At 48.9% G+C, this 24,899-nt stretch carries 20 protein-coding genes; 6 read left to right on the top strand and 14 right to left on the bottom strand.

Going from position 1 to position 24,899, the window contains the following annotated elements:
• Positions 1–64 precede the first annotated feature (64 nt).
• Positions 65–904, bottom strand: a complete 840-nt coding sequence (fadR, locus tag AC6R0R_RS06525; protein ID WP_334552516.1) for a fatty acid metabolism transcriptional regulator FadR — start codon at positions 902–904, stop codon at positions 65–67.
• A gap of 674 nt (positions 905–1,578) precedes the next feature.
• On the opposite strand from fadR, the gene nhaB reads away from it, so the two are divergent.
• Positions 1,579–3,168, top strand: coding sequence for a Na(+)/H(+) antiporter NhaB (gene nhaB / locus AC6R0R_RS06520; protein ID WP_487901129.1), 1,590 nt, complete (start codon positions 1,579–1,581; stop codon positions 3,166–3,168).
• Positions 3,169–3,278: 110 nt separating this feature from the next.
• Entirely contained in the window at positions 3,279–3,791 is a 513-nt protein-coding gene (dsbB, locus tag AC6R0R_RS06515) for a disulfide bond formation protein DsbB (protein WP_334552518.1), read from the top strand.
• A gap of 200 nt (positions 3,792–3,991) precedes the next feature.
• Here dsbB and AC6R0R_RS06510 read toward each other — a convergent pair whose 3' ends face one another.
• Together AC6R0R_RS06510 and lrp are read right to left on the bottom strand one after the other, a co-directional pair.
• Positions 3,992–6,868 (bottom strand): DNA translocase FtsK, encoded by a 2,877-nt coding sequence (locus tag AC6R0R_RS06510; RefSeq protein ID WP_500626116.1) that lies wholly within the window; start codon positions 6,866–6,868, stop codon positions 3,992–3,994.
• A 170-nt stretch (positions 6,869–7,038) separates the two neighbouring features.
• Positions 7,039–7,533 (bottom strand): leucine-responsive transcriptional regulator Lrp, encoded by a 495-nt coding sequence (lrp, locus tag AC6R0R_RS06505; protein WP_284190498.1) that lies wholly within the window; start codon positions 7,531–7,533, stop codon positions 7,039–7,041.
• 156 nt (positions 7,534–7,689) lie between these two features.
• Here lrp and ald point away from each other — a divergent pair, with 156 nt between their 5' ends.
• Entirely contained in the window at positions 7,690–8,814 is a 1,125-nt protein-coding gene (ald, locus tag AC6R0R_RS06500; RefSeq protein WP_500626115.1) for an alanine dehydrogenase, read from the top strand.
• A 114-nt stretch (positions 8,815–8,928) separates the two neighbouring features.
• On the opposite strand, the gene yfbV is transcribed toward ald, so the two are convergent.
• The gene (yfbV, locus tag AC6R0R_RS06495; protein WP_500626114.1) at positions 8,929–9,381 is read right to left on the bottom strand and encodes a terminus macrodomain insulation protein YfbV; all 453 of its coding nucleotides are present in this window, start codon (positions 9,379–9,381) and stop codon (positions 8,929–8,931) included.
• Between the two features lie 345 nt (positions 9,382–9,726).
• On the opposite strand from yfbV, the gene AC6R0R_RS06490 reads away from it, so the two are divergent.
• Both AC6R0R_RS06490 and pta read left to right on the top strand, forming a co-directional pair.
• Entirely contained in the window at positions 9,727–10,923 is a 1,197-nt protein-coding gene (locus AC6R0R_RS06490; RefSeq protein WP_334552522.1) for an acetate kinase, read from the top strand.
• Positions 10,924–11,080: 157 nt separating this feature from the next.
• Positions 11,081–13,225: a phosphate acetyltransferase gene (pta, locus tag AC6R0R_RS06485; protein WP_487901124.1), complete on the top strand. Its 2,145-nt coding sequence runs from the start codon at positions 11,081–11,083 to the stop codon at positions 13,223–13,225.
• A gap of 62 nt (positions 13,226–13,287) precedes the next feature.
• Here the strand turns inward: pta and AC6R0R_RS06480 are convergent, their stop codons facing one another.
• Positions 13,288–14,559, bottom strand: a complete 1,272-nt coding sequence (locus AC6R0R_RS06480) for an MgtC/SapB family protein (RefSeq protein WP_500626113.1) — start codon at positions 14,557–14,559, stop codon at positions 13,288–13,290.
• A 102-nt stretch (positions 14,560–14,661) separates the two neighbouring features.
• Complete coding sequence (locus AC6R0R_RS06475; RefSeq protein ID WP_500626112.1) at positions 14,662–15,612, bottom strand: glutathione S-transferase family protein; 951 nt, start codon at positions 15,610–15,612, stop codon at positions 14,662–14,664.
• 409 nt (positions 15,613–16,021) lie between these two features.
• Here AC6R0R_RS06475 and AC6R0R_RS06470 point away from each other — a divergent pair, with 409 nt between their 5' ends.
• Positions 16,022–16,807 carry a hypothetical protein gene (locus AC6R0R_RS06470; RefSeq protein ID WP_487901121.1) on the top strand — a complete coding sequence of 262 codons (786 nt, stop codon included), beginning with the start codon at positions 16,022–16,024 and terminating at the stop codon, positions 16,805–16,807.
• 89 nt (positions 16,808–16,896) lie between these two features.
• Here AC6R0R_RS06470 and ptsG read toward each other — a convergent pair whose 3' ends face one another.
• From ptsG to acpP, 8 genes are all read right to left on the bottom strand, one after another.
• Positions 16,897–18,327: a PTS glucose transporter subunit IIBC gene (gene ptsG, locus AC6R0R_RS06465; protein WP_500626111.1), complete on the bottom strand. Its 1,431-nt coding sequence runs from the start codon at positions 18,325–18,327 to the stop codon at positions 16,897–16,899.
• A gap of 444 nt (positions 18,328–18,771) precedes the next feature.
• Entirely contained in the window at positions 18,772–19,539 is a 768-nt protein-coding gene (locus AC6R0R_RS06460; protein WP_500626110.1) for a TatD family hydrolase, read from the bottom strand.
• Positions 19,530–20,492, bottom strand: coding sequence for a DNA polymerase III subunit delta' (gene holB, locus AC6R0R_RS06455; protein ID WP_500626109.1), 963 nt, complete (start codon positions 20,490–20,492; stop codon positions 19,530–19,532). The genes AC6R0R_RS06460 and holB overlap by 10 nt, the downstream gene beginning before the upstream one ends.
• 1 nt (position 20,493) lies before the next feature.
• Positions 20,494–21,144 carry a dTMP kinase gene (gene tmk, locus AC6R0R_RS06450; protein WP_500626108.1) on the bottom strand — a complete coding sequence of 217 codons (651 nt, stop codon included), beginning with the start codon at positions 21,142–21,144 and terminating at the stop codon, positions 20,494–20,496.
• Complete coding sequence (gene mltG, locus AC6R0R_RS06445) at positions 21,141–22,157, bottom strand: endolytic transglycosylase MltG (protein WP_500626107.1); 1,017 nt, start codon at positions 22,155–22,157, stop codon at positions 21,141–21,143. Before mltG ends, tmk begins: the two co-directional genes overlap by 4 nt.
• Entirely contained in the window at positions 22,154–22,957 is an 804-nt protein-coding gene (pabC, locus tag AC6R0R_RS06440) for an aminodeoxychorismate lyase (protein ID WP_500626106.1), read from the bottom strand. The genes mltG and pabC overlap by 4 nt, the downstream gene beginning before the upstream one ends.
• 84 nt (positions 22,958–23,041) lie before the next feature.
• Positions 23,042–24,286, bottom strand: a complete 1,245-nt coding sequence (gene fabF / locus AC6R0R_RS06435; protein WP_334552533.1) for a beta-ketoacyl-ACP synthase II — start codon at positions 24,284–24,286, stop codon at positions 23,042–23,044.
• Positions 24,287–24,377: 91 nt separating this feature from the next.
• Positions 24,378–24,611: an acyl carrier protein gene (acpP, locus tag AC6R0R_RS06430; protein WP_004406112.1), complete on the bottom strand. Its 234-nt coding sequence runs from the start codon at positions 24,609–24,611 to the stop codon at positions 24,378–24,380.
• Between the last annotated feature and the right edge of the window lie 288 nt (positions 24,612–24,899).

Raw genomic sequence — 24,899 nt, 5'->3', positions numbered from 1 at the left:
ACCAATGACACAAAAGCCGCGATGACAATCGCGGCTTTTGGCTTACTTAAGGTCGGCAGCGAGATTAGCTGTCGTCTTCAGTAAAATTGGTCGGTAGGGTTTGCTTCATCTGATTCCAGATCTGCGCGCTCTCCATCCCGTAATGACGCACAACCACCAAAATTTGTTCGCGGTTGCCCGTTTCGCATACCTCCAACAAATCACGGTAGAACTTGAGCGCTAAACCACGCGCCTGAGCACTTGAGAAGTAGTAGCTACCCACACGATCGTAAAGCTTCTTCAATCCATTAAAGATCAAGCCGTAAATCTGGTTACCTGAGTGGAAAGCAAGACGCTGGAAAAGCATGTAATCGTAGTAATTAAACGTTTTCGCAATCAACGTCGCTTGGCGTTTCTGCTCATCTTTTTCACCATCGTCTTTCACGTGTTGCAGAATCTTGTCTGAATACGGCGAGGAGGCAATAAAAGCATCCCAAGAGTCGGCCGCGAGCAAGGCTTCACAAGAGTCGATCACATTGTGAATGGTACGCTCTGAACTCTCTTTGTTTACTTTGAACGCATAGCGCATGAAGATAGGTGAGATGTTTGTACGTGCCGCAAGCAAATCTTCTACGATAGAGGTTGCGTTTTCAGCATCGAGCGTCATCAATGTATCAAGAATGTGTAACCCGGACGTTTCCATAAACTGGTTTACTTTAGTCGGCTTACCATGCTGAATGGTTAACCAACCATCACGAGCCAATCTTTGTAATACCTCACGCAACGTCGTACGTGTTACACCAATGAGTTCAGAGAGCTCTCGTTCGGCTGGGAGAATCGAACCCGGAGGGAAGCGCCCTTTCCAAATACTTTCGATAATGTATTTCTCTGCAAATCCTGCGGGACTCTTTGCCTTGATGACCATTAATTACTGTTCCAATTTTATATTTATCTGGGTCGAATGGAACTCATCATACCACTAGTTTTTGCCTAGCGAAAACAAACCACCAGTAAACGTGGCATGGATGCCATATAGAGTATTAACTCTAATTTGCTTTGGCGGTTTTAAGTGGTGTGGGGATTGTCAAAACCAATAAATTTTAACTTTACCTAACCTCACTTTCTCTGAGGCCTTATGAGCACTGCATTAATCACACAATATGAGTTTTTATTTTTGAAACTAACATTGTTATTTTGATGCAATATAATCCCATATTGTTGCTTATCAATTCAACTAAATGGCTAACTGCCATCAATTGCTGATTTTCACAACTATTATGCAAGCGTTACGTAACTTTGATCGCGTTTTTGAATAAAAGTGGACGGATACATTTATCAGATATCACTTAATCATTGACTAACAAGTTATCAACGGTAGAGTGGCGACCGAAGTAAGGAGTGCTTGTCTTTCTCAGGGAGTGACTTGGCAAGACCACATATTGATACTCAGGATGTTGTTTTTCTAAGTCGCTGTTGATTTGGCGTTACACGGCTGGACTATCTGCGCATGAGCCATCTGCGCATGACCCGCTGCGACGCTTACATTGAATTCGGGCACGTCTGTGTTAATTCAGTACAACAATAAAGAGTATTAATGTCATGCCGATGTCACTCGGAAACGCCTTCATCAAGAACTTTCTTGGTAAGGCACCGGATTGGTACAAAGTTGCCATCATAGCCTTCCTCATCATCAACCCGCTTGTGTTCTTTTTCATCGATCCTTTTGTCGCAGGCTGGTTGTTGGTCGCAGAGTTTATTTTCACCCTTGCGATGGCACTGAAGTGTTACCCGCTGCAACCCGGTGGTTTATTGGCCATTGAAGCCATCGCCATTGGCATGACCAGTGCGGATCAAGTCAAGCATGAGCTTGTCGCGAATATCGAAGTGTTGCTACTGCTGGTCTTTATGGTCGCAGGTATCTACTTCATGAAGCAGCTTTTGCTGTTTATCTTTACCAAAATTCTGCTCGGTATTCAGTCTAAAAGCATGTTATCGCTGGCGTTCTGTTTTGCCGCAGCGTTCTTATCTGCTTTCTTAGATGCATTAACGGTGATCGCTGTTGTCATCAGTGTCGCAGTTGGCTTCTACGCGATTTACCACAAAGTTGCCTCCGGTCAGGGTGGTCACGCGACCCATGACCATACGTCAGATGATCATCTTAACGACCTGACGCGTGATGACTTAGAGAACTACCGCGCCTTCTTGCGTTCGCTGCTCATGCACGCAGGGGTGGGTACGGCACTCGGTGGCGTGATGACCATGGTGGGTGAGCCGCAAAACTTGATCATTGCTGATCAGGCTGGCTGGCAGTTTGGTGAGTTCATTGTTCGCATGTTACCCGTTACTCTACCCGTGTTGATTTGTGGTCTCGCAACGTGTGTGCTCGTCGAAAAAATGAAAGTCTTCGGCTATGGCGCCCGCCTGCCTGACACGGTGCGTCAGATTCTGGTTGATTACGATAACGAAGAGCGTAAAAAGCGTACCAAACAAGATGTGGCTAAGCTTTGGGTTCAGGGTGTTATCGCGGTATGGCTGATTGTCGGCCTTGCGCTCCACCTCGCGGCAGTCGGCCTCATTGGCTTGTCTGTCATCATTCTGGCTACTGCGTTTACGGGCGTCATTGAAGAGCACTCGCTAGGCAAAGCCTTCGAAGAGGCCCTACCCTTTACCGCGCTTTTGACGGTGTTCTTCTCAATTGTTGCCGTTATCATCGACCAAGAGCTATTCAAGCCGGTGATTGATGCGGTATTGCACGTCGAAGATAAAGGCACGCAACTGGCGCTCTTCTATGTCGCTAACGGACTGCTTTCGATGGTATCTGATAACGTATTCGTCGGCACGGTCTACATTACCGAAGTGGGTACGGCGTTGATGGAAGGCGTGATCAATCGTGACCAGTTTGACCTGCTCGCAGTAGCGATCAATACGGGCACCAACTTGCCATCGGTTGCCACCCCGAACGGTCAAGCTGCCTTCTTGTTCTTGTTGACCTCAACGCTGGCACCTTTGATTCGTTTGTCCTACGGTCGGATGGTTATCATGGCACTGCCCTACACGATAGTGCTGGCGCTAGTTGGCTTTGCCGGTATTGTCTTCCTGCTTGAGCCAATGACCGCGTGGTTCTATGACGCCGGCTGGATCACGCATCACTCAGCAGAAATTATGCATGCGGTGACCAAAGGTCACTAATCGGCATCACGTTTGAATAATTTTTTATTGCGATAGAAACTTTTACACGCTAAAAAGCTCTGATTAGTCAGAGCTTTTTTCTTTTCTTTGTTAGGGATATTTCATTACTTATGCTTTCTTCGATTAAACAGTTTTCTCAGGGACGATTTGCTTGGCTACTGCTGTTTGGCTTGATTGTCGCGCTAGAGTTGTGTGCACTGTTCTTCCAGCACGGAATGGGCTTGGCGCCGTGTGTGATGTGTATTTATGAGCGCATCGCCATGCTTGGCGTCGCGGCCGCAGCGCTGATTGGCGCCATCAATCCACGTATTGCCGTATTACGTTGGCTAGGGCTCGCAGCGTGGGGCGGCAGTGCTTATAAAGGGCTGATGCTGTCACTAGAACACGTGGATTACCAGTTTAACCCTTCGCCGTTCTACACCTGTGATCTGTTTGTTCAATTCCCTGACTGGGCACCGCTCAACCAATGGGCGCCTTGGATGTTTGAAGCTTATGGGGATTGCAGCAAAATCGTATGGCAGTTTTTGACGCTCTCCATGCCACAGTGGCTCGTGGTTATCTTTGCTGCCAACCTGCTCGCGCTTGGTGTCATTGTTCTCTCTCAATTTGCCAAAGATAAATAACACCCATCACTCACTCTGAGCACACGAGTAAAAAAATGGCTTCCAAACGGAAGCCATTTTTTATGAGTCGTCTTTGTCGGTGCGACGCTGACTATGTCTCGAGAAACAATATGCAGAGTTACCATATGTAGAGTTACCATATGTAGAATAACTATATGTAAAGTGACCCTATATTAAGTAACAACGCATATTGCCCGCTATCAGTTCATCTCTCGACCCGGCTCTGGCGCCAAGACCTCTCGGTTACCGTTATGGCCTGGCGCGCTGACAATCCCTTGAGCCTCAAGCTGCTCGACAATTCGCGCCGCACGGTTGTAACCGATTTTAAATCGACGCTGAACGCCAGAGACTGAACCACGACGAGATTGCACTACGTGCTCGACCACTTGATCAAACAGAGGGTCCATCTCTTCATCACCTTCGGGCTTCTCGCCCGGTAGCAGCGCTTCTGGCCCTTGGTCACCGTTGGTGATCTCATCGATATAGTTTGGCTTGCCGCGTGCCTTCCAGTTGTTGACCACCGCATGCACATCATCATCTGAAGCGAATGCCCCATGGACGCGAATGGTGTGACTCGATCCGGAAGGAAGATACAACATATCACCCATACCCAGCAGTGACTCTGCACCACCTTGATCGAGAATGGTTCGAGAGTCCGTTTTGGTTGAAACGGTAAATGCAACCCGCGTAGGAATGTTCGCTTTAATCAAACCGGTGATAACGTCTACTGAAGGTCGCTGCGTCGCCAAAATGAGGTGGATACCCGCGGCGCGCGCTTTTTGTGCTAAACGCGCGATCAACTCTTCGACTTTCTTCCCGACCACCATCATCAGATCGGCAAATTCATCCACGATCACAACAATGTAAGGCAGCTTTTCGAGCAGCGGTGGGTGCTCATCCATACTGTCACCCGGTTGCCAGAGCGGATCATGGATTGGGTGGCCCGCATCTGCGGCCATTTTCAGCTTGTCGTTGAATCCTTTGATGTTCCTAACGCCCAGTGCAGACATCAGCTTGTAACGCCGCTCCATCTCGCCAACACACCAACGCAATGCATTGGACGCATCCTTCATGTCGGTCACCACTTCGGACAACAAGTGAGGAATACCTTCATAGACCGACAACTCAAGCATTTTCGGGTCAATCATGATAAAGCGGACGTCTTCTGGGGTCGCTTTATAGAGGATACTCAAGATCATGACGTTCACCCCGACCGATTTACCTGAGCCTGTGGTACCCGCCACCAGCACGTGAGGCATTTTCGACAGGTCCGCCACCACGGCTTCGCCTGCAATATCTTGACCAAGGACGACGGTCGTCGGTGATTTAGCGTTAACAAATGCTTGGCTGCCGACCACATCGGAGAAATAGACCGTCTGGCGACTCATATTCGGCAGTTCAAGGCCAACATAAGGCTTACCAGGGATCACCTCCACCACACGCACCGCCATCGCTGAGAGTGAGCGTGCTAAGTCCATCGATAAACTTGAGATGCGGCTTACTTTCACCCCTGGTGCCAAATCCAATTCAAAACGAGTAATCACCGGTCCTGGGAATATATCCACCACCGAGGCGGTGATTTTATAGTCCGCTAACTTAGATTCCACCAGACGAGCAATCTCCTCTAACGCATCGCGATCAATAAAGTTTTCTCGCTTCTCAGGGTGGTACAAAAGCTCGAGCGTTGGCATAGGCTCGGTCGGTTTCGGCAAGTTTTGATCTTGCTGAACCAAAAACGGGTTCTGAGACGCGACCACTTTGGCTTGCGCTTCCGCAACTAAGTTTTGCAGCGCGGCCGCATCTTCGTCTTGTGCTACATCGACGTCGCCCTCGTCATCATCTGTTGAGCCGCCCTGTTCATCAATAAACGCTTCGTCGGGTTCTTGTGGCGTAAAGCTTGGTTCAGGGTCGTCTTCGACCACATCAAAGCTGGAGATACGAGGTTGCTCATCCTCTTCAATATCAGGGAGTGGCGAATCATCACGATCGTGGAAAGCGGGCTCGTCTTGCCAAGGCGGCGCAAGCTCTTGCTCGCGCTCTTGCGACTGCAACTCGCTGGACGCTTGAGTCAAAATCGGTTCAGGGGCGTAATCGTTGGCGCTATTGGCCGCCGCATCGAGCTCTTCTATAGTGGCGCCAAGCTGCTTAACACGCAGGTTACTCTGCTCGTCATCCTCTTGCTCGTCGTAGTGATAAAGCGGCGACTCTGGCGCAGAGGTGGACGCTTGAGTGGCACTATTGTCCGGCATATGAATATTGTAGCGACGTGTCGCGGACTGAGGAAATCCTGCCTCGCTGACTGGCTCCTCACGCTCTGAATCCGCTTGGTTGGCAGGCGACGTGTTCATACCTTCTCGCGGCTTATGCTTTAATGAGTCAGATTGCGTCGCATCCGGTTCGGTCAAGGTCGGCGCAAACACCTGATCCTTCTCACCGCGCAGCTTATTGATCACCCAAGTGATGGCACCAATCGCCTGCTCGCCAATCCAATCCACGATCGTTAGCCAAGAAATCCCGGTCAACAGCGTAAAACCCGCGCCCCACAAAAACAGCAGCACTAGCGTGGTGCCTAGCACGTTGAGTGTCGGCAGAGCGAGACTGGTCAGCACATCACCGATAACGCCGCCCGATGAAAAGTACCAGATATCGTCGAAGTTGATGTCGGCAAGACCGCAACTGGTGAGAATCAATATAGTTAAGCCGAGTAAGCGTGTGCCCCAAAGCATAAAATCGAGCGGCTCATCTTCGCCTCGTTTACGAAACAGAACCCAGGCGGTCAGTGCGATGACCACTGGAATAGTGTACGCCAGTGAGCCAAACGTAAAAAACAGTGTGTCCGCGAGCCAAGCCCCGACAATACCACCGGCATTTTCAATCTCCATACCCCAGGCGGTTTGCGACCATGATGGATCGGCCGCACTGAAGGTCAGCAGAGCAACAGACAGTAAAATAGCGGCGAGGAAAACCACGATTAGGCTGCATTCTTGTAAACGCTCGGAACCGGAAAGGCGCGTCTTTTGACGATGGTCCCCAGTGTCGACGATGGTTTCGACTTTGTTTTTGGTTTCTCGGAACATAACCACTCTAACATACTGAAAAAAATAGCCCGAACAGCCAAGCTGCACGGACTATTGATTTAACCACATCGGCCTACAAAACCCAATTATGAAAAGTCAGAATATCGAAAGGGATTCTCACTTTGTCTCGCCTTCGCCCTGCATAGTCATTCCCATACTAGGCTTAGGGATTAACGAGTTTTGATCACCAATTGATTGGTTTGTTTCACTTCTTCCATAACCACGTAAGTACGTGTGTCATTAACACCGGGTAGACGAAGTAGTGTATCCCCTAGCAGTTTACGATAAGCACTCATATCCGAAACACGTGTTTTCAAAAGATAGTCGAAATCACCAGAAACAAGATGACACTCTTGGATGTCGTCAAGCTTCTGTACGGCTGCATTAAACTGTTCAAACACGTCTGGAGCACCACGGTTTAGCGTGATCTCCACAAACACCAATAGAGACGCGTCTAGGTACTGAGGGTTGAGCAACGCTGTGTACCCAGTGATGTATCCCTGACGCTCTAAGCGTCTTACACGCTCTAAACACGGAGTGGGCGAAAGACCGACTCGTTTAGACAATTCTACATTCGAAATTCGACCATCTTTTTGCAACTCATTCAGAATATTGCGATCGATACGGTCTAGATCCTTGGACGGCTTCTTATTGTTGTCTGCCATTTTTTATTCCACCTTATTACTTCCTTGCAAAAATTTATACTACAACTTCTTAATATACGGTATCAAATTTTATTACATCCTAACTATACTAGGCATTAATTCGACAGAATTACCCTAAGTACAGTTGATACAACCATTTATCGATAAGGAGTCAGGATGATCATTGGCGTACCAAAGGAAATTAAAAACCACGAATACCGTGTGGGCATGATCCCAGCCAGCGTCCGCGAGTTAGTCTCACAAGGCCACCAAGTGTTGGTTGAAACCAATGCCGGCGCAGGCATCGGTTTTTCAGACGATGATTACATCGCTGTAGGCGCATCCATTCTTCCTACTGCTGCCGACGTATTTGCGAAGGCAGAGATGATTGTAAAGGTTAAAGAACCTCAAGCTGTCGAGCGAGCCATGCTCCGCGAAGGGCAAATTTTATTTACTTATTTACACCTCGCACCAGATTTTCCACAAACTGAAGAGCTAATCAAGAGCAAAGCCGTCTGTATAGCCTACGAGACTGTAACAGATAATATGGGTCGCTTGCCACTATTAGCGCCAATGTCTGAGGTTGCAGGTCGAATGTCTATCCAAGCCGGTGCGCAAACCTTGGAAAAATCGCACGGCGGACGTGGTCTACTGCTAGGCGGCGTACCGGGTGTGGAGCCTGCAAAAGTGGTGGTCATCGGTGGTGGTGTGGTCGGTGCAAACGCGGCACGCATGGCCGTTGGTCTGCGCGCAGATGTGACTATCCTTGACCGAAATGTCGACACTTTGCGCCGCTTGGACGAAGAGTTCCAAGGCCGTGCAAAAGTCGTCTACTCAACCAAAGACGCCATTGAAAAACACGTACTTGAAGCGGATTTAGTCATCGGTGCGGTATTGATCCCTGGTGCAGCGGCGCCGAAGTTGGTCACTAAAGAGCACATTGCCAAGATGAAACCGGGCGCGGCGGTAGTGGATGTTGCTATCGACCAAGGCGGCTGTTTTGAAACCTCTCACGCGACCACGCACGCCGATCCGACCTACATTGTCGATGACGTAGTCCACTACTGTGTAGCGAACATGCCAGGTGCGGTTGCGCGCACGTCAACCTTCGCTCTTAACAACGCGACCTTGCCGTACATTGTCAAACTGGCCAATAAAGGCTATCGCCAAGCGCTAGTCGAAGACAAAGGCTTCCTGGAAGGATTGAACGTTATTCACGGTAAAGTAACTTGCCAAGAAGTGGCGGAAAGCTTTGACCTAGAGTACATCGATCCAGAACAAGCGATCGCGATGTTCAACTAAGCTTTAACAGCAATAACAAACAAAAGCGCTTGTGCCGAAACACAAGCGCTTTCTTTATTCTATTGATTCTAAGAAGTGGCTCTGGCCAAGCCGTACGGGTCAATACGAGAACGCTTAAAACCAACGCTCTAATGAAGCGCGATCTAGCTGTTTAAACGCGCGGTTCAGTAGACGCGCCAACTCTTTATAACGCGGACGAGATTTCATCGGCTCTAGCGCGCCTCCACTGTCGACAATTTTCTGATGGATTTCTCGATACCAGCCGGCCAACGCAGGAGGAAGTACAGTGTTCGAACGATTGCCGAGCCACCACATGCCTTGAATGGGCATACTGATGGCAAACAAGGCGATGATCACCGCCTGCGGCATAGCCTGATAGTTGTTGAACGCCATTTGAGTCAGCACACTGATGGCCGCAATCGCAGGCATGACCTTCACACCAAACCGAGTCGCCTTAATGATGCGCTGCTCTGGAAACAGCATGTTAAGCTCTTTGCGCATCGGCCAGATTTCCATGTATTTTTGACCGTCACGTAGGCTATGAATCAAACCGACTTTATTACTCATACGACTCTCTCACTGGTTTAGGCGACCAAATTAAAATTTAGTTGAAGAATTAAACTTTCTAAGTAAAAAATTGATAAAAGTTAATATTCTTTCAAAATTTTTTGTTATTATTCTCTATTATCGTTATCCTTCGCGGACCCACAATCTCATTGTTGCTGTTATTTACAATTTACGCAACTCTATGGGACCTATCTGCAAGGATGCAATGGTAACGTTCGGGAGACGTTACTGTCTCTTTATACGGAATTCGACGTTTTTTTGACCAAGATTAGTACGCAGCGAACCTCGTATCGTCTATTCTTGTGATTAATTTTTATCCTAACTGATTATTACAGGTAGTCACTCATGTCAAAGCTAGTTTTAGTTTTAAACTGCGGTAGTTCTTCTCTTAAGTTCGCTATTGTTGATGCAGCAAACGGCGACGAGCACCTAACCGGTCTTGCTGAATGTCTTCATCTTCCAGAAGCGCGTATCAAATGGAAGCTAGATGGCAAACACGAAGCACAACTTGGTGAAGGCGCTGCGCACGATGAAGCTCTTTCTTTCATCGTTGAAACTATTCTTGCTTCTAAGCCAGAACTTGCACAGCAACTGAAAGCGATCGGTCACCGTGTGGTACACGGCGGCGAGAAATTCACGCAATCTGCGCTTATCACTGACGACGTACTGAAAGGTATCGAAGACTGTGCAACGTTGGCGCCTCTTCACAACCCAGCAGCGATCATTGGTATTAAAGCGGCTCAAAAAGCGTTCCCTGGCCTACCAATGTCTGCGGTATTTGATACGGCTTTCCACCAGTCTATGCCTGAAGAAGCGTACCTATACGCACTGCCATACAACCTGTACAAAGAGCACGGTATCCGTCGCTACGGCATGCACGGCACATCACACCTATTCATCGCTCGCGAAGCAGCTGAGCGTCTAGGTAAACCGGCTGACGAATTGAACATCATCAACTGTCACCTAGGTAACGGCGCATCTGTGTGTGCAATCAAGAACGGTAAATCAGTAGACACCTCTATGGGTCTGACACCGCTTGAAGGTTTGGTGATGGGTACACGCTGTGGTGATATAGACCCTGCAATCATCTTCCACCTACACGACGCACTAGGTTACTCTGTTGAGCAAATCAACACTATGCTAACCAAAGAGTCTGGCCTACAAGGTCTAACTGAAGTGACGTCTGACTGTCGTTTCGTTGAAGACAACTACGGTCAAAAAGAAGAAGCAACGCGTGCGATGGACGTATTCTGTCACCGCCTAGCGAAATACGTAGCGGGTTACACTGCGACACTGGAAGGCCGTCTAGACGCGATCGTCTTTACTGGCGGTATCGGTGAAAACTCTGGCCCAATCCGTGAGATGGTATTGAACCGTCTAGGCGTATTCGGTATCGAAGTAGATGGTGAAGCAAACCTGAAAGCACGTTTTGGCGGTGAAGGCACCATCACAACTGCAGACAGCCGCATCCCAGCAATGGTGATTTCGACCAACGAAGAGCTTGTCATTGCCGAAGACACTGCTCGCCTAGCAGGTCTTTAATCAGATTCACCGGCTAGCCAAGTGCTAGCCGGTTTTCTAACTGAAGTCGGTCAATTACAGCTAACTGTGATGACCAAGGGGCACAACTGGCATTCTCCCTCTCTATCGTTTATGTCACTGTGCTTAACTCCCCCTAATAGCTAAAGGTACTCTACGAATGTCTCGTACTATTATGCTTATCCCTACCAGTGCTGGCGTCGGTCTGACCAGCGTGAGTATGGGTGTTCTTCGCGCTATGGAGCGTAAAGGCGTTAAAGTTTCTTTCTACAAGCCAATCTGTCAACCTCGTAGCGGTGGCGATCAACCGGATCTCACCTCGACGATTGTGGGCCGTAACAGCGATGTGAAAATCGGCCAGCCAATGCCGATGTCTGTCGCGGAAAGCTTGATCGGTAACGACAACATGGACGAGTTGCTAGAAACCGTCGTTGAACGTTACAACCAGATCAACAAAGATGCAGACGTAACCCTGATCGAAGGTCTTGTGCCAACGCGTAAGCACCCATTTGCCAACCAAGTGAACGCGGAAATCGCGGCCACATTGGGCGCAGAAATCGTGCTTGTCGCCACACCGGGTACCGATAACCCTGCGCAACTGAAAGAACGTATTGAAGTTGCGTGTTCAAACTTTGGTGGCACTAAGAACAAAAACATCTCTGGCGTGATCATCAACAAGCTCAACGCACCGGTTGACGAAGCGGGTCGTACTCGCCCTGATCTGTCTGAGATCTTTGATGACGCCGACAGCGCGAAGCAAAGCGAGCTAAAAGTGATGGAGATCTTCAACACTTCTCCTATCCGTGTACTGGGTTGTGTGCCTTGGAGCATCGATCTCATCGCGACACGCGCTATCGACATGGCAGAGCACCTAAAAGCAGACATCATTAACGCCGGTGACATCAACACTCGCCGCATTAAGAGCATCACTTTCTGTGCGCGCTCTTTGCCAAACATGATTGAGCACTTCAAACCGGGTTCACTGCTTGTGACTTCAGCAGACCGTCCTGACGTTATCGTTGCCGCATCACTGGCGGCAATGAACGGCGTCGACATCGGTGCTATTTTGCTGACCGGCGGCTATGACATTCCTAAGGAAATCGCAGGTCTCTGTCAGCCAGCGTTTGACACTGGTCTACCTATCTTTAAAGCACAAGGTAACACGTGGCAAACCTCATTGAACCTGCAAAGCTTCAGCATCGAAGTTCCCGCAGATGATAAAGAGCGTATCGAGTTCATCAATGAACACGTTGCTGGCCACATCGACGGTAACTGGATTGAGTCTATGACTGAAGGCACGCAAAAATCACGTCGCCTAAGTCCACCTGCGTTCCGTTACCAGTTGACTGAACTGGCCCGTAAAGCAGGCAAGCGTATCGTACTTCCAGAAGGCGACGAACCACGTACAGTGAAAGCGGCGGCCATCTGTGCAGAGCGCGGCATTGCTGAGTGTGTGTTGCTAGGTAACCCCGCTGAAATCCGCCGCGTCGCGGAGCAGCAAGGTGTTGAGCTTGGCGCTGGTGTGCAGATCATCGACTCAGACGCTATCCGTGAAAACTACGTTGCTCGTCTAGTTGAGCTTCGTGGTGCGAAAGGCATGACTGAAGTGGTTGCGCGTGAGAAGCTTGAAGACTCCGTATTCCTTGGCACCATGATGCTTGAAAACAACGAAGTCGATGGCCTAGTTTCAGGTGCGGTTCACACTACGGCGAACACCATCGTTCCTCCGTTCCAAATCATTAAGACTGCGCCGAATGCGTCTATCGTTTCGTCTGTGTTCTTCATGCTACTGCCAGACCAAGTACTGGTTTACGGCGACTGTGCGATCAACCCAGATCCAACGGCGGAACAATTGGCGGAAATCGCGATTCAATCTGCAGACTCTGCTGCGGCCTTTGGTATTGATCCTCGCGTTGCGATGATCTCTTACTCTACCGGTGAGTCTGGTAAAGGTGCAGACGTCGATAAAGTGCGTGAAGCAACACGCATTGCTAAGGAAAAACGTCCTGATCTAGTGATTGACGGTCCGCTACAGTACGACGCGGCGATCATGGAGAATGTGGCAGCGTCTAAAGCTCCGAACTCGCCTGTTGCAGGTAAAGCGACGGTATTTGTCTTCCCAGACTTAAATACAGGTAACACGACGTACAAAGCGGTACAGCGTAGTGCCGACCTTGTTTCTATCGGTCCAATGCTGCAAGGTATGCGCAAGCCGGTGAACGACCTATCTCGTGGTGCCTTGGTTGATGACATCGTCTACACCATCGCGCTGACAGCGATTCAAGCAGACCAAGAGCAGAAGTAATCACCGCTCTTGCATGACTCTTTTAAGCCCTCCAACTACTGGAGGGCTTTTTTATTTCCGTATTATTGCAAGCCATACATTACGGCGCCGAGCATAACGGCGCAGCTCATAACCGGCACCACTTTGTGCCATAGCGCCCGGCCACCAATGATGGCCACCATCGACATTTTTACTAACGTATTCACCGCCGCCGCAATTAAGATCGCCAGCGATGCCACCTCTACACTTAATATGGTCACGCTTTGTCTACCCAGCGCGAGAGAAATTGCATCGACATCCGTCATGCCAGAGATCCCCGCCAGGATCAGAACGCCCGATTCACCAAACCACTCAGTCAAGGCGTGCGACAGTAAAATGATCCCCGCAAGCACCAAACCAAACAGCAAGGCCGATTGCAACGCAAGTGGGTTACTTTGCTTGCTATTGGGTTCGACAGGCTCGATATGACAGCGGCGCCAAATCCACCATGCGGGCAGATAGAGTGCTGCCATCGTCACTAACGCTGGGTAAGCGATTTGCTCGACCAGTAAGGGGTTAATCACGCTTAGCACAATCAGTAAACGCGGAAACATGGTGCCACAACTGACTAATATGCCCGTCGCGAGTAAGCCGCTCAAATGCGGCTGTTCACGTGATAGATGAGAAAATTGCAATGTCAGCGCCGTCGATGAGCTCAATCCAGCAAACAGTGAAGTGAACAAGATACCCCGTTTGGTACCGCCAATTTTGATCGCAAAATAGCCCACAAAAGAGATGCTTGCGATCAACACCACCATCCACCAAATTTCATATGGATTGAGCGCCTTCCAAGGCCCAAAGGTTTGATTGGGCAGCAATGGCAATAAGACGATGGAGATCATCAATAGCCGCAGTGCCGCGTCCAATTCGTACTCTTGTAGACGTTGCAGGGCTTGGTGCAGTTCGCGTTTGTTATCAAGCACCACTGCCGTAATCACCGCCGCTGACGCAGCCAAGACAGCGTACCCCGAGACCGTGAGCGCGCCGAGAACAAAGGTCATCAGCAAGCTGACCACACCGGTAATACTGATGCTGGTGCTGTTTTTTTGCTGCGCGACAAACGCCACACAAGCAAGAATCACCAAGGCGACAAAAGCAAAACCAAGCAGTAAAGGGGAATAGACTTTGGCTAAAATCGTGACCAGCGCGCCGAGTACCGCTACGAGAGAGAAGGTTCGGATCCCTGCAACGCGCGTGCCTTCCGCATTATTGCGCATCACCCAGCCACGCTGTGTCCCAACAATCGCCCCAAGCATCAACGCAATCAAAAGATGCCAAAAGAGCTGCTCATCGCTGACGAGATGTTGTAACTCCATACGCCCTCCCACTTGCTAACGGTTCAATGTTAAGTGTAGGAACTAACGCAGATAATTCTGTGATAGGGCATAAAAAAACCCCGCTAAGTGCGGGGGATTAAGTTAAGCGCTGATGGCCTCTCGTCCGTGGGGAGAATCGAGGTCTAATTCTGGTCCTTTAGGTACCACTTGTGTGGGGTTGATCCCGGTGTGACTGAAATAGTAATGGCGCTTAATATGATAAAAATCTGTGGTCTCTTTGACCCCTTCCGCTTGGTACAACTCTTTTAGATAACCGTGCAAGTTCGGGTAATCTTCAATACGCTGCTTATTGCATTTAAAGTGGCCCACATACACAGCATCAAAACGAATCAAGGTGGTAAACAAACGCCAATCGGCCTCCGTTATCTGACCGCCCGCTAGGTAGCGATGACTCGCGAGATGAGTATCAAGCTTATCCAACGCAGAGAACAGCTTATCGTATGCTTCTTCGTACGCTTCTTGCGTCGTCGCAAAACCGCAGCGGTAGACACCATTATTGACGTTGGGGTAGATAAAATCGTTCCACTCATCAATCACTTCGTGGAGATGGTCTGGATAGTAATCGAGGGTATTGCCCGTCAAGTCGTTGAACGCATGATTAAACATACGGATGATTTCTGACGACTCATTGCTGACAATGGTGTTGTGCTTTTTATCCCACAAGACAGGCACCGTAACGCGCCCTGTGTAGTCGGACTTAGCCTGAGTGTAGATTTGGTGCAATCGCGTATGACCAAACAGCGGCTCAGGCAGCCCCATTTGCCAGCCTTCACTCATCATATCTGGGCAGACCACAGTGACATCAATATGAGGGTCCAGCCCTTTTAGGCGGCGAAAAATTAGAGTTCGGTGAGCCCAAGGACACGCGAGCGAGACATAAAGATGATAGCGCCCGGATTCCGGCGCAAAACGCGCGCCCTCTTTATTGACGACCCAATCACGAAACCCGGCGTCTTCGCGCACAAATTGACCGCCGTTTGATTTAGTGTCGTACCACACATCGTGCCACACGCCTTCAACTAGCTTTCCCATAATTCACCTTCGTTATTCTCGTTCACTGTAAAAACCTTGCTTTTACTATAGCGAGTTGATTCAAAATGGCAGCAAGGGAAATTAGACGAACTTGGTCAACATATTTGAATAACTGCCAGCAAACTTACTCATAACTGGTGGAGATAAATGAACGCAATCCTTTGACTCATCTATTCCTAGCCTCTCCACTATGAGCGCTGAAACTTGATATACCTTCCAGTAAATCGCAACAATTTCCATACCTCTTGCTAACGTCACGGAGAACATCACATTTCAATCAAGACATACATCTTCGATTGTTATGTGTGTAATAACCCCCTCTCTATGTTTCTCATTTTTTGATCTCATTAGGATACGTCGTAAGCGCCCTCTCCCTTCGCTGGCGCACAACAACGAAAAAGGTATAACGATGAAAAACACCACGATTTGTGCAGTGGCTCTGGCCCTCGCTTCTAGCCCAATTTTTGCTGCGGACTCGGATGAGTTGCACGCGTTCGATCCACGAAATACCCAATCTCGCATTGGTACTATGGTCAATACAGACAGCGGTGAGCTAAAGCTGTTTGCCGGCTATGGCGCTGCCAACCTTTACGATGCGGGACCAGAAGGCAAAACTCAAACCGTGCTCTTTGGTGAATACTTTACGGATACAGATAACATGCGTGCACGCATGGCGCATTTTGACAGTCGTGTGGGCGGGGTTTATATCGACTTGTATGGCACTAAGCTTGCGGACTCCTACACCGCAGGCTACATGCTGCCTCTGGAAGCCGCCAACGGCACCACAAAGTTTTTCCCTTCAGTGAATTACACTTATGTGGATGTCGACCTCAATAAAGCGGCAGGCCGCATCGCCAAAAACAGTGGCGGTAGCGTTGATGAGATTCAATCTGTGCTGCACTCTGTGGGGGCGAAAGATGCCCACTTAGCATCGGTCAACCTTTACGCCTTGCAGCCTTGGAATGACACCCACTACACCGTCATTCAAGCGATGGCTGGACAAGCTGTCGACGGTATTGATGACCTCAACTTTGTCGATTTGATGTGGGTTCAAGGTATGCAAGCGTATGTGAATGGTCAGAACATCAATATCTTTGTGGAAGGCCGCTATCACAATATTGAGACCGAAGTTCTAGGCCCTAAAAAGCGTAGCGAAGATGCGAAAATTTCATTGGGGATCGATTGGCGTTTCTGAGTGTCAGCCGTGCACATTTAATAACGCTAAGCCATAAAAAATGCCAGTCACTTGACTGGCATTTTTCTATCTATCGATGAGGGTAGGGATTATCCGTTGTTACGAATCCACTCATCCATATCTGTTTTAAGGTTGTCAGACTTAGTACCGAAGATAGCTTGAACACCACCTGCGACGACTACAACGCCTGCTGCACCCAATTTCTTAAGTTTGTCTTGGTCAACCACTTCTGTGTCAGCAACCGCAACACGTAGACGAGTGATACACGCGTCAAGACCTGTAATGTTTGCTTTACCGCCGAACGCTGCAACAAGCTCACCAGCCATGTCTGAACCAGACGCCGCCGCTTCAGCTTGAGTTTCGTCTTCACGACCAGGAGTTTTTAGGTCCATCGCTTTGATCACTGCACGGAATACTACGTAGTAGATTGCTGCGTAAACAAGACCAGTCGCGATCATGATACCCATCTTCTGAGCGTTGCCAGAAAGTACTAGGAAGTCGATCAAGCCGTGAGAGAATGATGTACCGTGTACGAAGCCGATAGTGTTAGCAACAACGTATGCAGAACCAGCAAGTAGAGCGTGGATTCCGTAAAGTAGTGGCGCAACGAATAGGAATGAGAATTCGATTGGCTCAGTAATACCTGTTAGGAATGAAGTCAACGCTGCTGACGCCATGATACCCATAACTTTAACGCGGTTCTCTGGCTTAGCAGAGTGTGCAATCGCGATAGCCGCTGCTGGTAGACCGAACATCTTGAACATGTAGCCACCTGCAAGCTGACCGAAGCCATTACCTTCTGCGCGAGACGCTTCATCTGCCACTAGGTAACATGTCAGTACGCCGTTTTGAGTTTCACCTGCTGCGTTCACACATTGACCTGCTTCGAAGAAGAAAGGTACGTTCCACACGTGGTGTAGACCGAATGGGATCAATGAACGCTCAACGATACCGTAGATACCGAATGCAAGTTGTGGGTTTTGCTCTGCAGCCCAGTGAGAGAACGCACCAATAGCTGAACCAATTGGTGGCCAGATGATAGACAGTACGATACCCAGTGCGATAGCTGCAAAACCAGTGATGATTGGCACAGCACGCTTACCAGCGAAGAAGCCAAGGTACTCAGGCAATTGAATGCGGAAGAAGCGGTTAAACGCCCACGCAGCCACACCACCGACTAGGATACCACCGAGAACACCCGTATCGATTTTCTCAACGCCCATCACGCCAGCCATAACGCTTAGTGTTGCCGTCATGATGCCGTAACCAACGATAGCAGCAAGGCCCGCTACGCCGTCGTTGTTAGTGAAGCCTAGAGCGACACCCACTGCAAATAGCAGTGCCATCTGGCCAAATACTGAACCACCCGCTTGTTCCATTAGGTTTGATACAATCTCTGGAATGAAACCAAGGTTGGCAGCACCAACACCAAGTAGGATACCTGCAACAGGCAATACTGATACTGGTAGCATCAGTGATTTACCTACTTTTTGCAGGTTAGCAAAAAGATTCTTAAACATGTTTATGCTCCTGAAAAGTTATAAGAATTATCGGGCACTAACGGCACACCCCCGCAGCCTTAAATGTTAGCACCCAAAGAAAATGTAACCACATATGACAGTATATTTTCTGCCTCTAAATATATCTTGATGGTGAACAAACTTTCTAGCGCGTTACGAAAATAAGTTTCAAACTACTAGATAGATCACAATAACGAAGCGCCAAACAAGGCCCTTATACCAACTTATCCCCATGAAAAATATGAACTTTTTATTGCACAACATTAATTTTATGGCGTAAATAAAATAGAATAGATTGTTATTTTATGTAACAAAATTACATTTAAACAAATTTTGTCTCGCATCTTCAACAGATTTGGTTAACACTGATTTGATGAGTCAGATACGTGACGCTTGTAACAAAAAAAAAGGGCCAGCGCCCCTTTTTTATACCGCCATTAATTTCTATCTTAAAAAAAGTTTTTTGAAGTTCGTCGTTGTGGCTGCGGCCACCTCATGTAGGCCGCAAGACTTAAGCTTCGCAATGTATGCGGCGACTTCAACCACATAGGCAGGTTCATTCTGTTGGCCGCGATGAGGGACCGGGGCCAAATAGGGAGAATCGGTCTCAATCAATAAGCGATCAAGTGGCAACGCTTTGACCACGTCTTTCAACTCCGTTGCTTGTCGAAACGTCACGATACCAGAGATGGAAATGTAAAAGCCTAACTCCATCGCTTGCTTAGCAAAGGTAAGATCTTCCGTAAAACAGTGGATGACACCACCGCATTTCTCTGCCTGTCCTGCTCTTAAAATAGCCAGAGTATCTTCTCGTGCGTTGCGCGTATGAATGATCAGCGGCTTATTCACATTGACCGCGAGCTCGACCTGCTGCTCAAAGCGCAGTTTTTGCAGGTCAGCGGTTTCAGGCTGATAGTGATAATCCAGCCCCGTTTCACCAATCGCGACCACTTTCGGATGACGAGCATATTCATGTAGGCGATCAAGGGCAAAGTCACTTTCGACGTCCAATGGATGAACCCCACACGACGCGTGTACGTTGTCATAAGGCTCAATCATAGCCAACATATCGGGAAACGAATCAAGCGTTACCCCCACCGAAAGCAACTCGGTGACGTTAGCAGCGTTGGCTTTCTCTATGACATCAGCCACATCATTATGTCGCTCTTGGTAATCAAGCTTATCCAGATGACAGTGCGAATCTACGAACATAATTCCTCTTTTAATGAGAACAACCAACTCATGATCAGTAACTCTGCGTTGAGCCCTGGGTAGTCACTCAGTTGATTAATAAGTTTAGTCAGTGATTGTGTATGTTGGTAGAGCTGCGCGTAAGACACTGTCTCAGCTAAACGCTGACAACCAGGTGTCATCGCCTCATCCCTCACTGAAAAATGAACTTTTTGTGCATCGGTCAGCAAGGTCCATAACCAGGGTAGAGACTCATCGGGCGCTTTCGCCAATTCCTTAGCAAGCTTCACCCCATCGTCTTGGCTGACCAAAAACGCAAGCAAGGCGGACTCTAGCTGCTGATACTGAGATTCCCCCCCCTGTTCAATAAACGCCAACGTATCGAGCGGGGAGTTCGCATGAATATGGGCGGCAAAGGCTGGCACCGCCTTTTGTGTGTGATGTGACAACCACTCTGCGACGTCGGTGGCACTCGGCGTATTGAGATACCATTGCTGGCAGCGACTGGTGATGGTGGCAAGCAGATGACTCTGACGGTGCGTCACCAAAAGGAACAGACAGTTTTCCCCTGGCTCTTCCAAGGTTTTGAGCAAAGCGTTCGAGGCGGACGTGTTCATTGCCTCAGCCGGCTCAATCACAAACAGTCGATAGCCACCAAGTTGGGACGATTCTTGTGCTAACCGGTTGCACTGCCGCACCTGTTCAACCGTGATCGCTTTGCCCTCTTTTTCAGGCACCACTCGATGAAAATCGGGATGGCTTTGCGATTGCATCAACTGGCAACCATGACAAAACCCACACGGCTCAGAGTGGTCGTGTTGGCACATCACTGCTCTTGAGAGTCTGTCCACCAACTGCTCTGCCCCCATGCCACTCTGTGCAATCAACATCGAGGCGTTGGCAAAACGTTGGTGTTCGAGGCTCGATTTCCACTCCGCCCAAAGCGGTGTTAACCAAGGGTACAGCTCATTCATACTAGGCGACGCCTTGCTCAGTCTGAGCCTCTAGCCAGCCTTTCAACGCCGCAGAGATATCAGCAGCCACTTGCTCTATAGATTGCTCAGCATTGATGATCAGAACCGTTGCATCATGGCGCGCGATCTCAAGATAGCGTGCGCGAGTACGATCGAAAAAACTCATGTCCATTTTTTCAATTCTGTCGAGTTCACCCCGACCACGCGCTCGCTCAAGGCCAACTCGAGGGTCGATGTCTAAGTACAAGGTCAAGTCGGGCTTAAAGTCGCCAAGCGTCGTCTGTTTGAGTGTTGACATCGTCTCAGCGGTAATCTGTCGGCCGCCACCCTGATAGGCTTGCGAGGACATATCATGACGATCGCCCACCACCCACTCACCTTTTTCCAAGGCAGGCTTAATGACATTTTCCACCAGTTGGACACGCGCGGCATACATCAACAGTAGCTCCGTCATGTCTTGCAGCACTTCACCCTCATGCTCTTGCTTGACCAAGTCACGTAACTTTTCAGCCAACGTGGTGCCACCGGGTTCGCGAGTTTGTTGAATCGAAGTGATGCCCGCCGCTTGTAACGTGGTCAATACGGCTTGAATCGCGGTGCTTTTACCCGCGCCTTCTAATCCTTCGATAACAATAAATTTTGCTTGTGTCATTGTTTACTTCTTAACTGTTTTAAATAGGCTCGGACCGCGCGGTTGTGCTCAGCCAATGTTTTTGAAAACACATGACCGCCGGTTCCACTGGCGACAAAGTAGTAGTAATCCCCATTCTCAGGGTTGGTCGCCGCTGCAATAGAGGCTTCACCCGGCATCGCGATCGGCGTAGGTGGCAGACCAAAAATGACATAGGTGTTATAAGGCGTGGGCGTACGAAGGTCTTTCTTACGTATGTTGCCGTCGTAGCTGTCGCCCATACCATAAATAACCGTCGGATCGGTTTGCAAACGCATACCTTTGTTGAGGCGATTAACAAACACTGACGCGACTCGCTCTCGCTCTTCTTCCACTGAGGTCTCTTTTTCAATGATAGAAGCAAGAATGAGGGCTTCATACGACGATTTCAATGGTAAATCACGCTGACGTTCTGCCCAGTGATAATCGAGCACCTGAGTGAGCTTACGCGATGCTCGCTCAAGAATATCCAACTCTGACGCTCCGAAGGTATAGTGGTAGGTTTCGGCTAAGAACATGCCTTCTAACTTCTCCACATCGAGCTCTAGCGCTCGGGCAATCTCCGCTTCCGTCATCTCTGTCGTATCATGCGTCAGATGCGGTGCTTGAGACAGCGCTTCACGCCACTCTTTGAACGTCGACCCTTCAACAAAGGTGATCGAAAACTGGTGCTCTTTACCCGACTTAAAAAGCAGCAACGCCTGACGTAGCGTCAGGCCAGGTTCCAACAGATAGGTGCCCGCTTTTACTTGAGTAAGCTCGGGATAAAAGCGTCGAACCAGCGGCGTTAAATCGCTCGGTTCGATAAGGTCGCTCTGAGTAAGGTCACTTAACACTCGCTGAAAGCTGGTACCGGTTTTAAGGGTAAAAATGCGTTCTTGTGTCATCGATAGGGGTTGATTGACGTACTCATTCACTTGGTTAGTGATGTAGCGGTAACCCGCAAAAGCAATCAACAATATAGCAATCAATAAATAGGTGATTTTCTTAATCACGAGGAAAGGTTCTCCTGAAATCGTCGAGTTTGTGGTCCAATGGTGAACATTTTATTCGAAATAGCGCTGACCGGTGCGACACCTAACAAAGCGTTGCAGATGAAGACCTCGTCGGCCTGTTCAATATCGCAGAGCGTGAATTGCCCCACTTCAATGTGCAATCCCATTGTCAATGCGCATTGAAGCACGCGCTCTCTCATTGTCCCCGCGACCCCCGCAAGAGTAAGGTCGGGGGTAAATAACGTGTCTTCGCGACACCAAAACAGGTTCGCCATCGTGGTTTCTATCACGAAGCCATCAATGTCGAGTGCCAAGCCATCTGCATAGCCTTGCTCGTCTAACTCTTGTTTGAGCAACACTTGCTCAAGTCGGTTGTTGTGTTTGTGACCGGCAAGGAGTGGGTTGTGGCCTAAACGCCGCTCGCACACGCCAAGTGCTACGCCATTCTGTTGCCATTGTTCATAATGGGCGGGAAATGGAAAGTGGCTAATAGTAACATTGGGTGTCGTGACGTGCGCAGGGCTATATCCGCGCCCACCTTCTCCTCGGCTGACATGCAGCTTGAGACCGGCTTTCGCTGCAGGCAATGACGCCGTTTCTAGCCATTGTCGTACTTGCTGCCAATCTGGGAACTCAATACCCAGCAAACTCAAGCACGCTTCCATTCTTGTCACATGGGCTGACCACCCCTCAATCTGACCATGGCGAGTCAGTATGGTCGTAAAGCAGCCATCACCATATTGAAACGATCGATCACTTAGCGCAATTGAGTCCGCTCTTTGTCCATTGACCCAAAACATCCATCCACCTTAGAAAACAAAACGGCTTAATACCGAAGCATTAAGCCGTTTTAACACAAATCATCCGACTACACGTAGCACGGTTTAGATCTTTTTGAACACCAACGAGCCGTTCGTACCACCAAAGCCGAATGAGTTACAAATCGCGTAATCCATCGATACTTCTTTCGCAGTGTGTGGCACAAGATCGATATCCTCTAACCCTTCTTCCGGGTTATCAAGGTTGATCGTCGGCGGCACAATTTGATCGCGCAAAGAGAGCACGGTGATGATCGCTTCTACTGAGCCCGCAGCACCCAACAAGTGTCCTGTCATCGACTTGGTTGATGACACTTTGACTTGTTTCGCGCCCGCTTCACCCAATGCACGGCGAATGCCTTTCACTTCCGCGACGTCGCCTGCTGGCGTCGATGTACCGTGTGCGTTCACGTAACCAACTTGTGTGCCTTCGATACCCGCGTCACGCATGGCCGCTTCCATTGCCAATGCACCGCCTGAGCCATCTTCACTCGGCGAAGTCATGTGGTAAGCGTCACCTGACATACCAAAGCCAACCACTTCAGCGTAAATTTTCGCGCCACGCGCTTTCGCGTGTTCGTACTCTTCTAGCACCATCATGCCTGCGCCATCACCAAGAACGAAACCGTCACGGTCTTTGTCCCAGGGGCGAGAGGCTTTTTGAGGCGCATCATTACGAGTAGACAGTGCTTTCGCTGCACCAAAACCTGCCATACCAAGTGGGGTGGACGCTTTTTCTGAGCCACCCGCCACCATCGCTTCGCAATCGCCATACGCGATCATACGCGCTGCATGGCCGATGTTGTGCAGACCAGTTGTACACGCCGTCGAGATCGCAATATTTGGACCACGTAGACCACGCATAATCGATAAATTACCCGCCACCATGTTAACAATGGTCGATGGGACGAAGAACGGACTCACTTTACGTGGACCTTTCTCGACCAATGCTGAGTGACCCGCTTCAATCAAGTCAAGGCCACCAATGCCTGAACCGATAGCGACGCCCACTCGTGCGGCGTTTTCTTCGTTAATTTCTAAGCCAGAGTCATCAAGAGCTTGAATACCCGCTGCGATACCGTACTGGATGAACAAGTCCATCTTACGTGCATCTTTCTTTGACATGTATTCTGTGCAGTCAAAATCTTTGACTAGGCCTGCAAAACGAGTTGAGAAATTTTCAGTATCAAAGTGCTCGATATTGACGATACCACTTTGACCAGCTAGCAGGGCTTTCCAAGAGGATTCTACAGTGTTGCCTACCGGTGACAACATACCCATGCCAGTGACAACAACACGACGCTTGGACACGATTTTATTCTCCGGGTTTGAAATGATTCTATGGGAGGTATAGAAGAGTTGATAAAACACAGGCGGCCAGTTGGCCGCCTGAGAGAGGGGTTTACTGAGCGCTGTTTACGTAGTCGATTGCAGCTTGAACAGTAGTGATCTTCTCAGCTTCTTCGTCTGGAATCTCAGTGTCGAATTCTTCTTCTAGAGCCATTACTAGTTCAACAGTGTCTAGAGAATCGGCACCTAGGTCATCAACGAAAGAAGCTTCGTTTTTCACTTCTGCTTCGTCTACACCTAGCTGTTCAACAATGATTTTCTTTACGCGTTCTTCGATGTTGCTCATTTTTTCTTTTCCTTTACAGATTTCGCTCAATGCGATGATTCCGTAGTTTATTCGAACTATTGAAAGTTGCAAGTGGGACCTTGCTGGTCAAACCACAATTTTAGCGATTTTAACCGAAATTCAATACATTTTTGACTTAAATCATGCACAAATCTTGTGCACTTCGCTGCCAATAAACACTGACTATAGGCTATTTTTATGACATTAAATAGCCAATTTGGCGACATTGGGTACAAATTGAAGATTCAGCAAAGTTTCGAGTGATATTTGATGTAAAAGTTCACTTTC

The sequence above is a fragment of the Vibrio sp. R12-SW3-ISO1 genome, from assembly GCF_059834005.1.
Note: the sequence above shows the minus strand (reverse complement) of the source record. Positions and strands in the feature narration are given on the sequence as shown.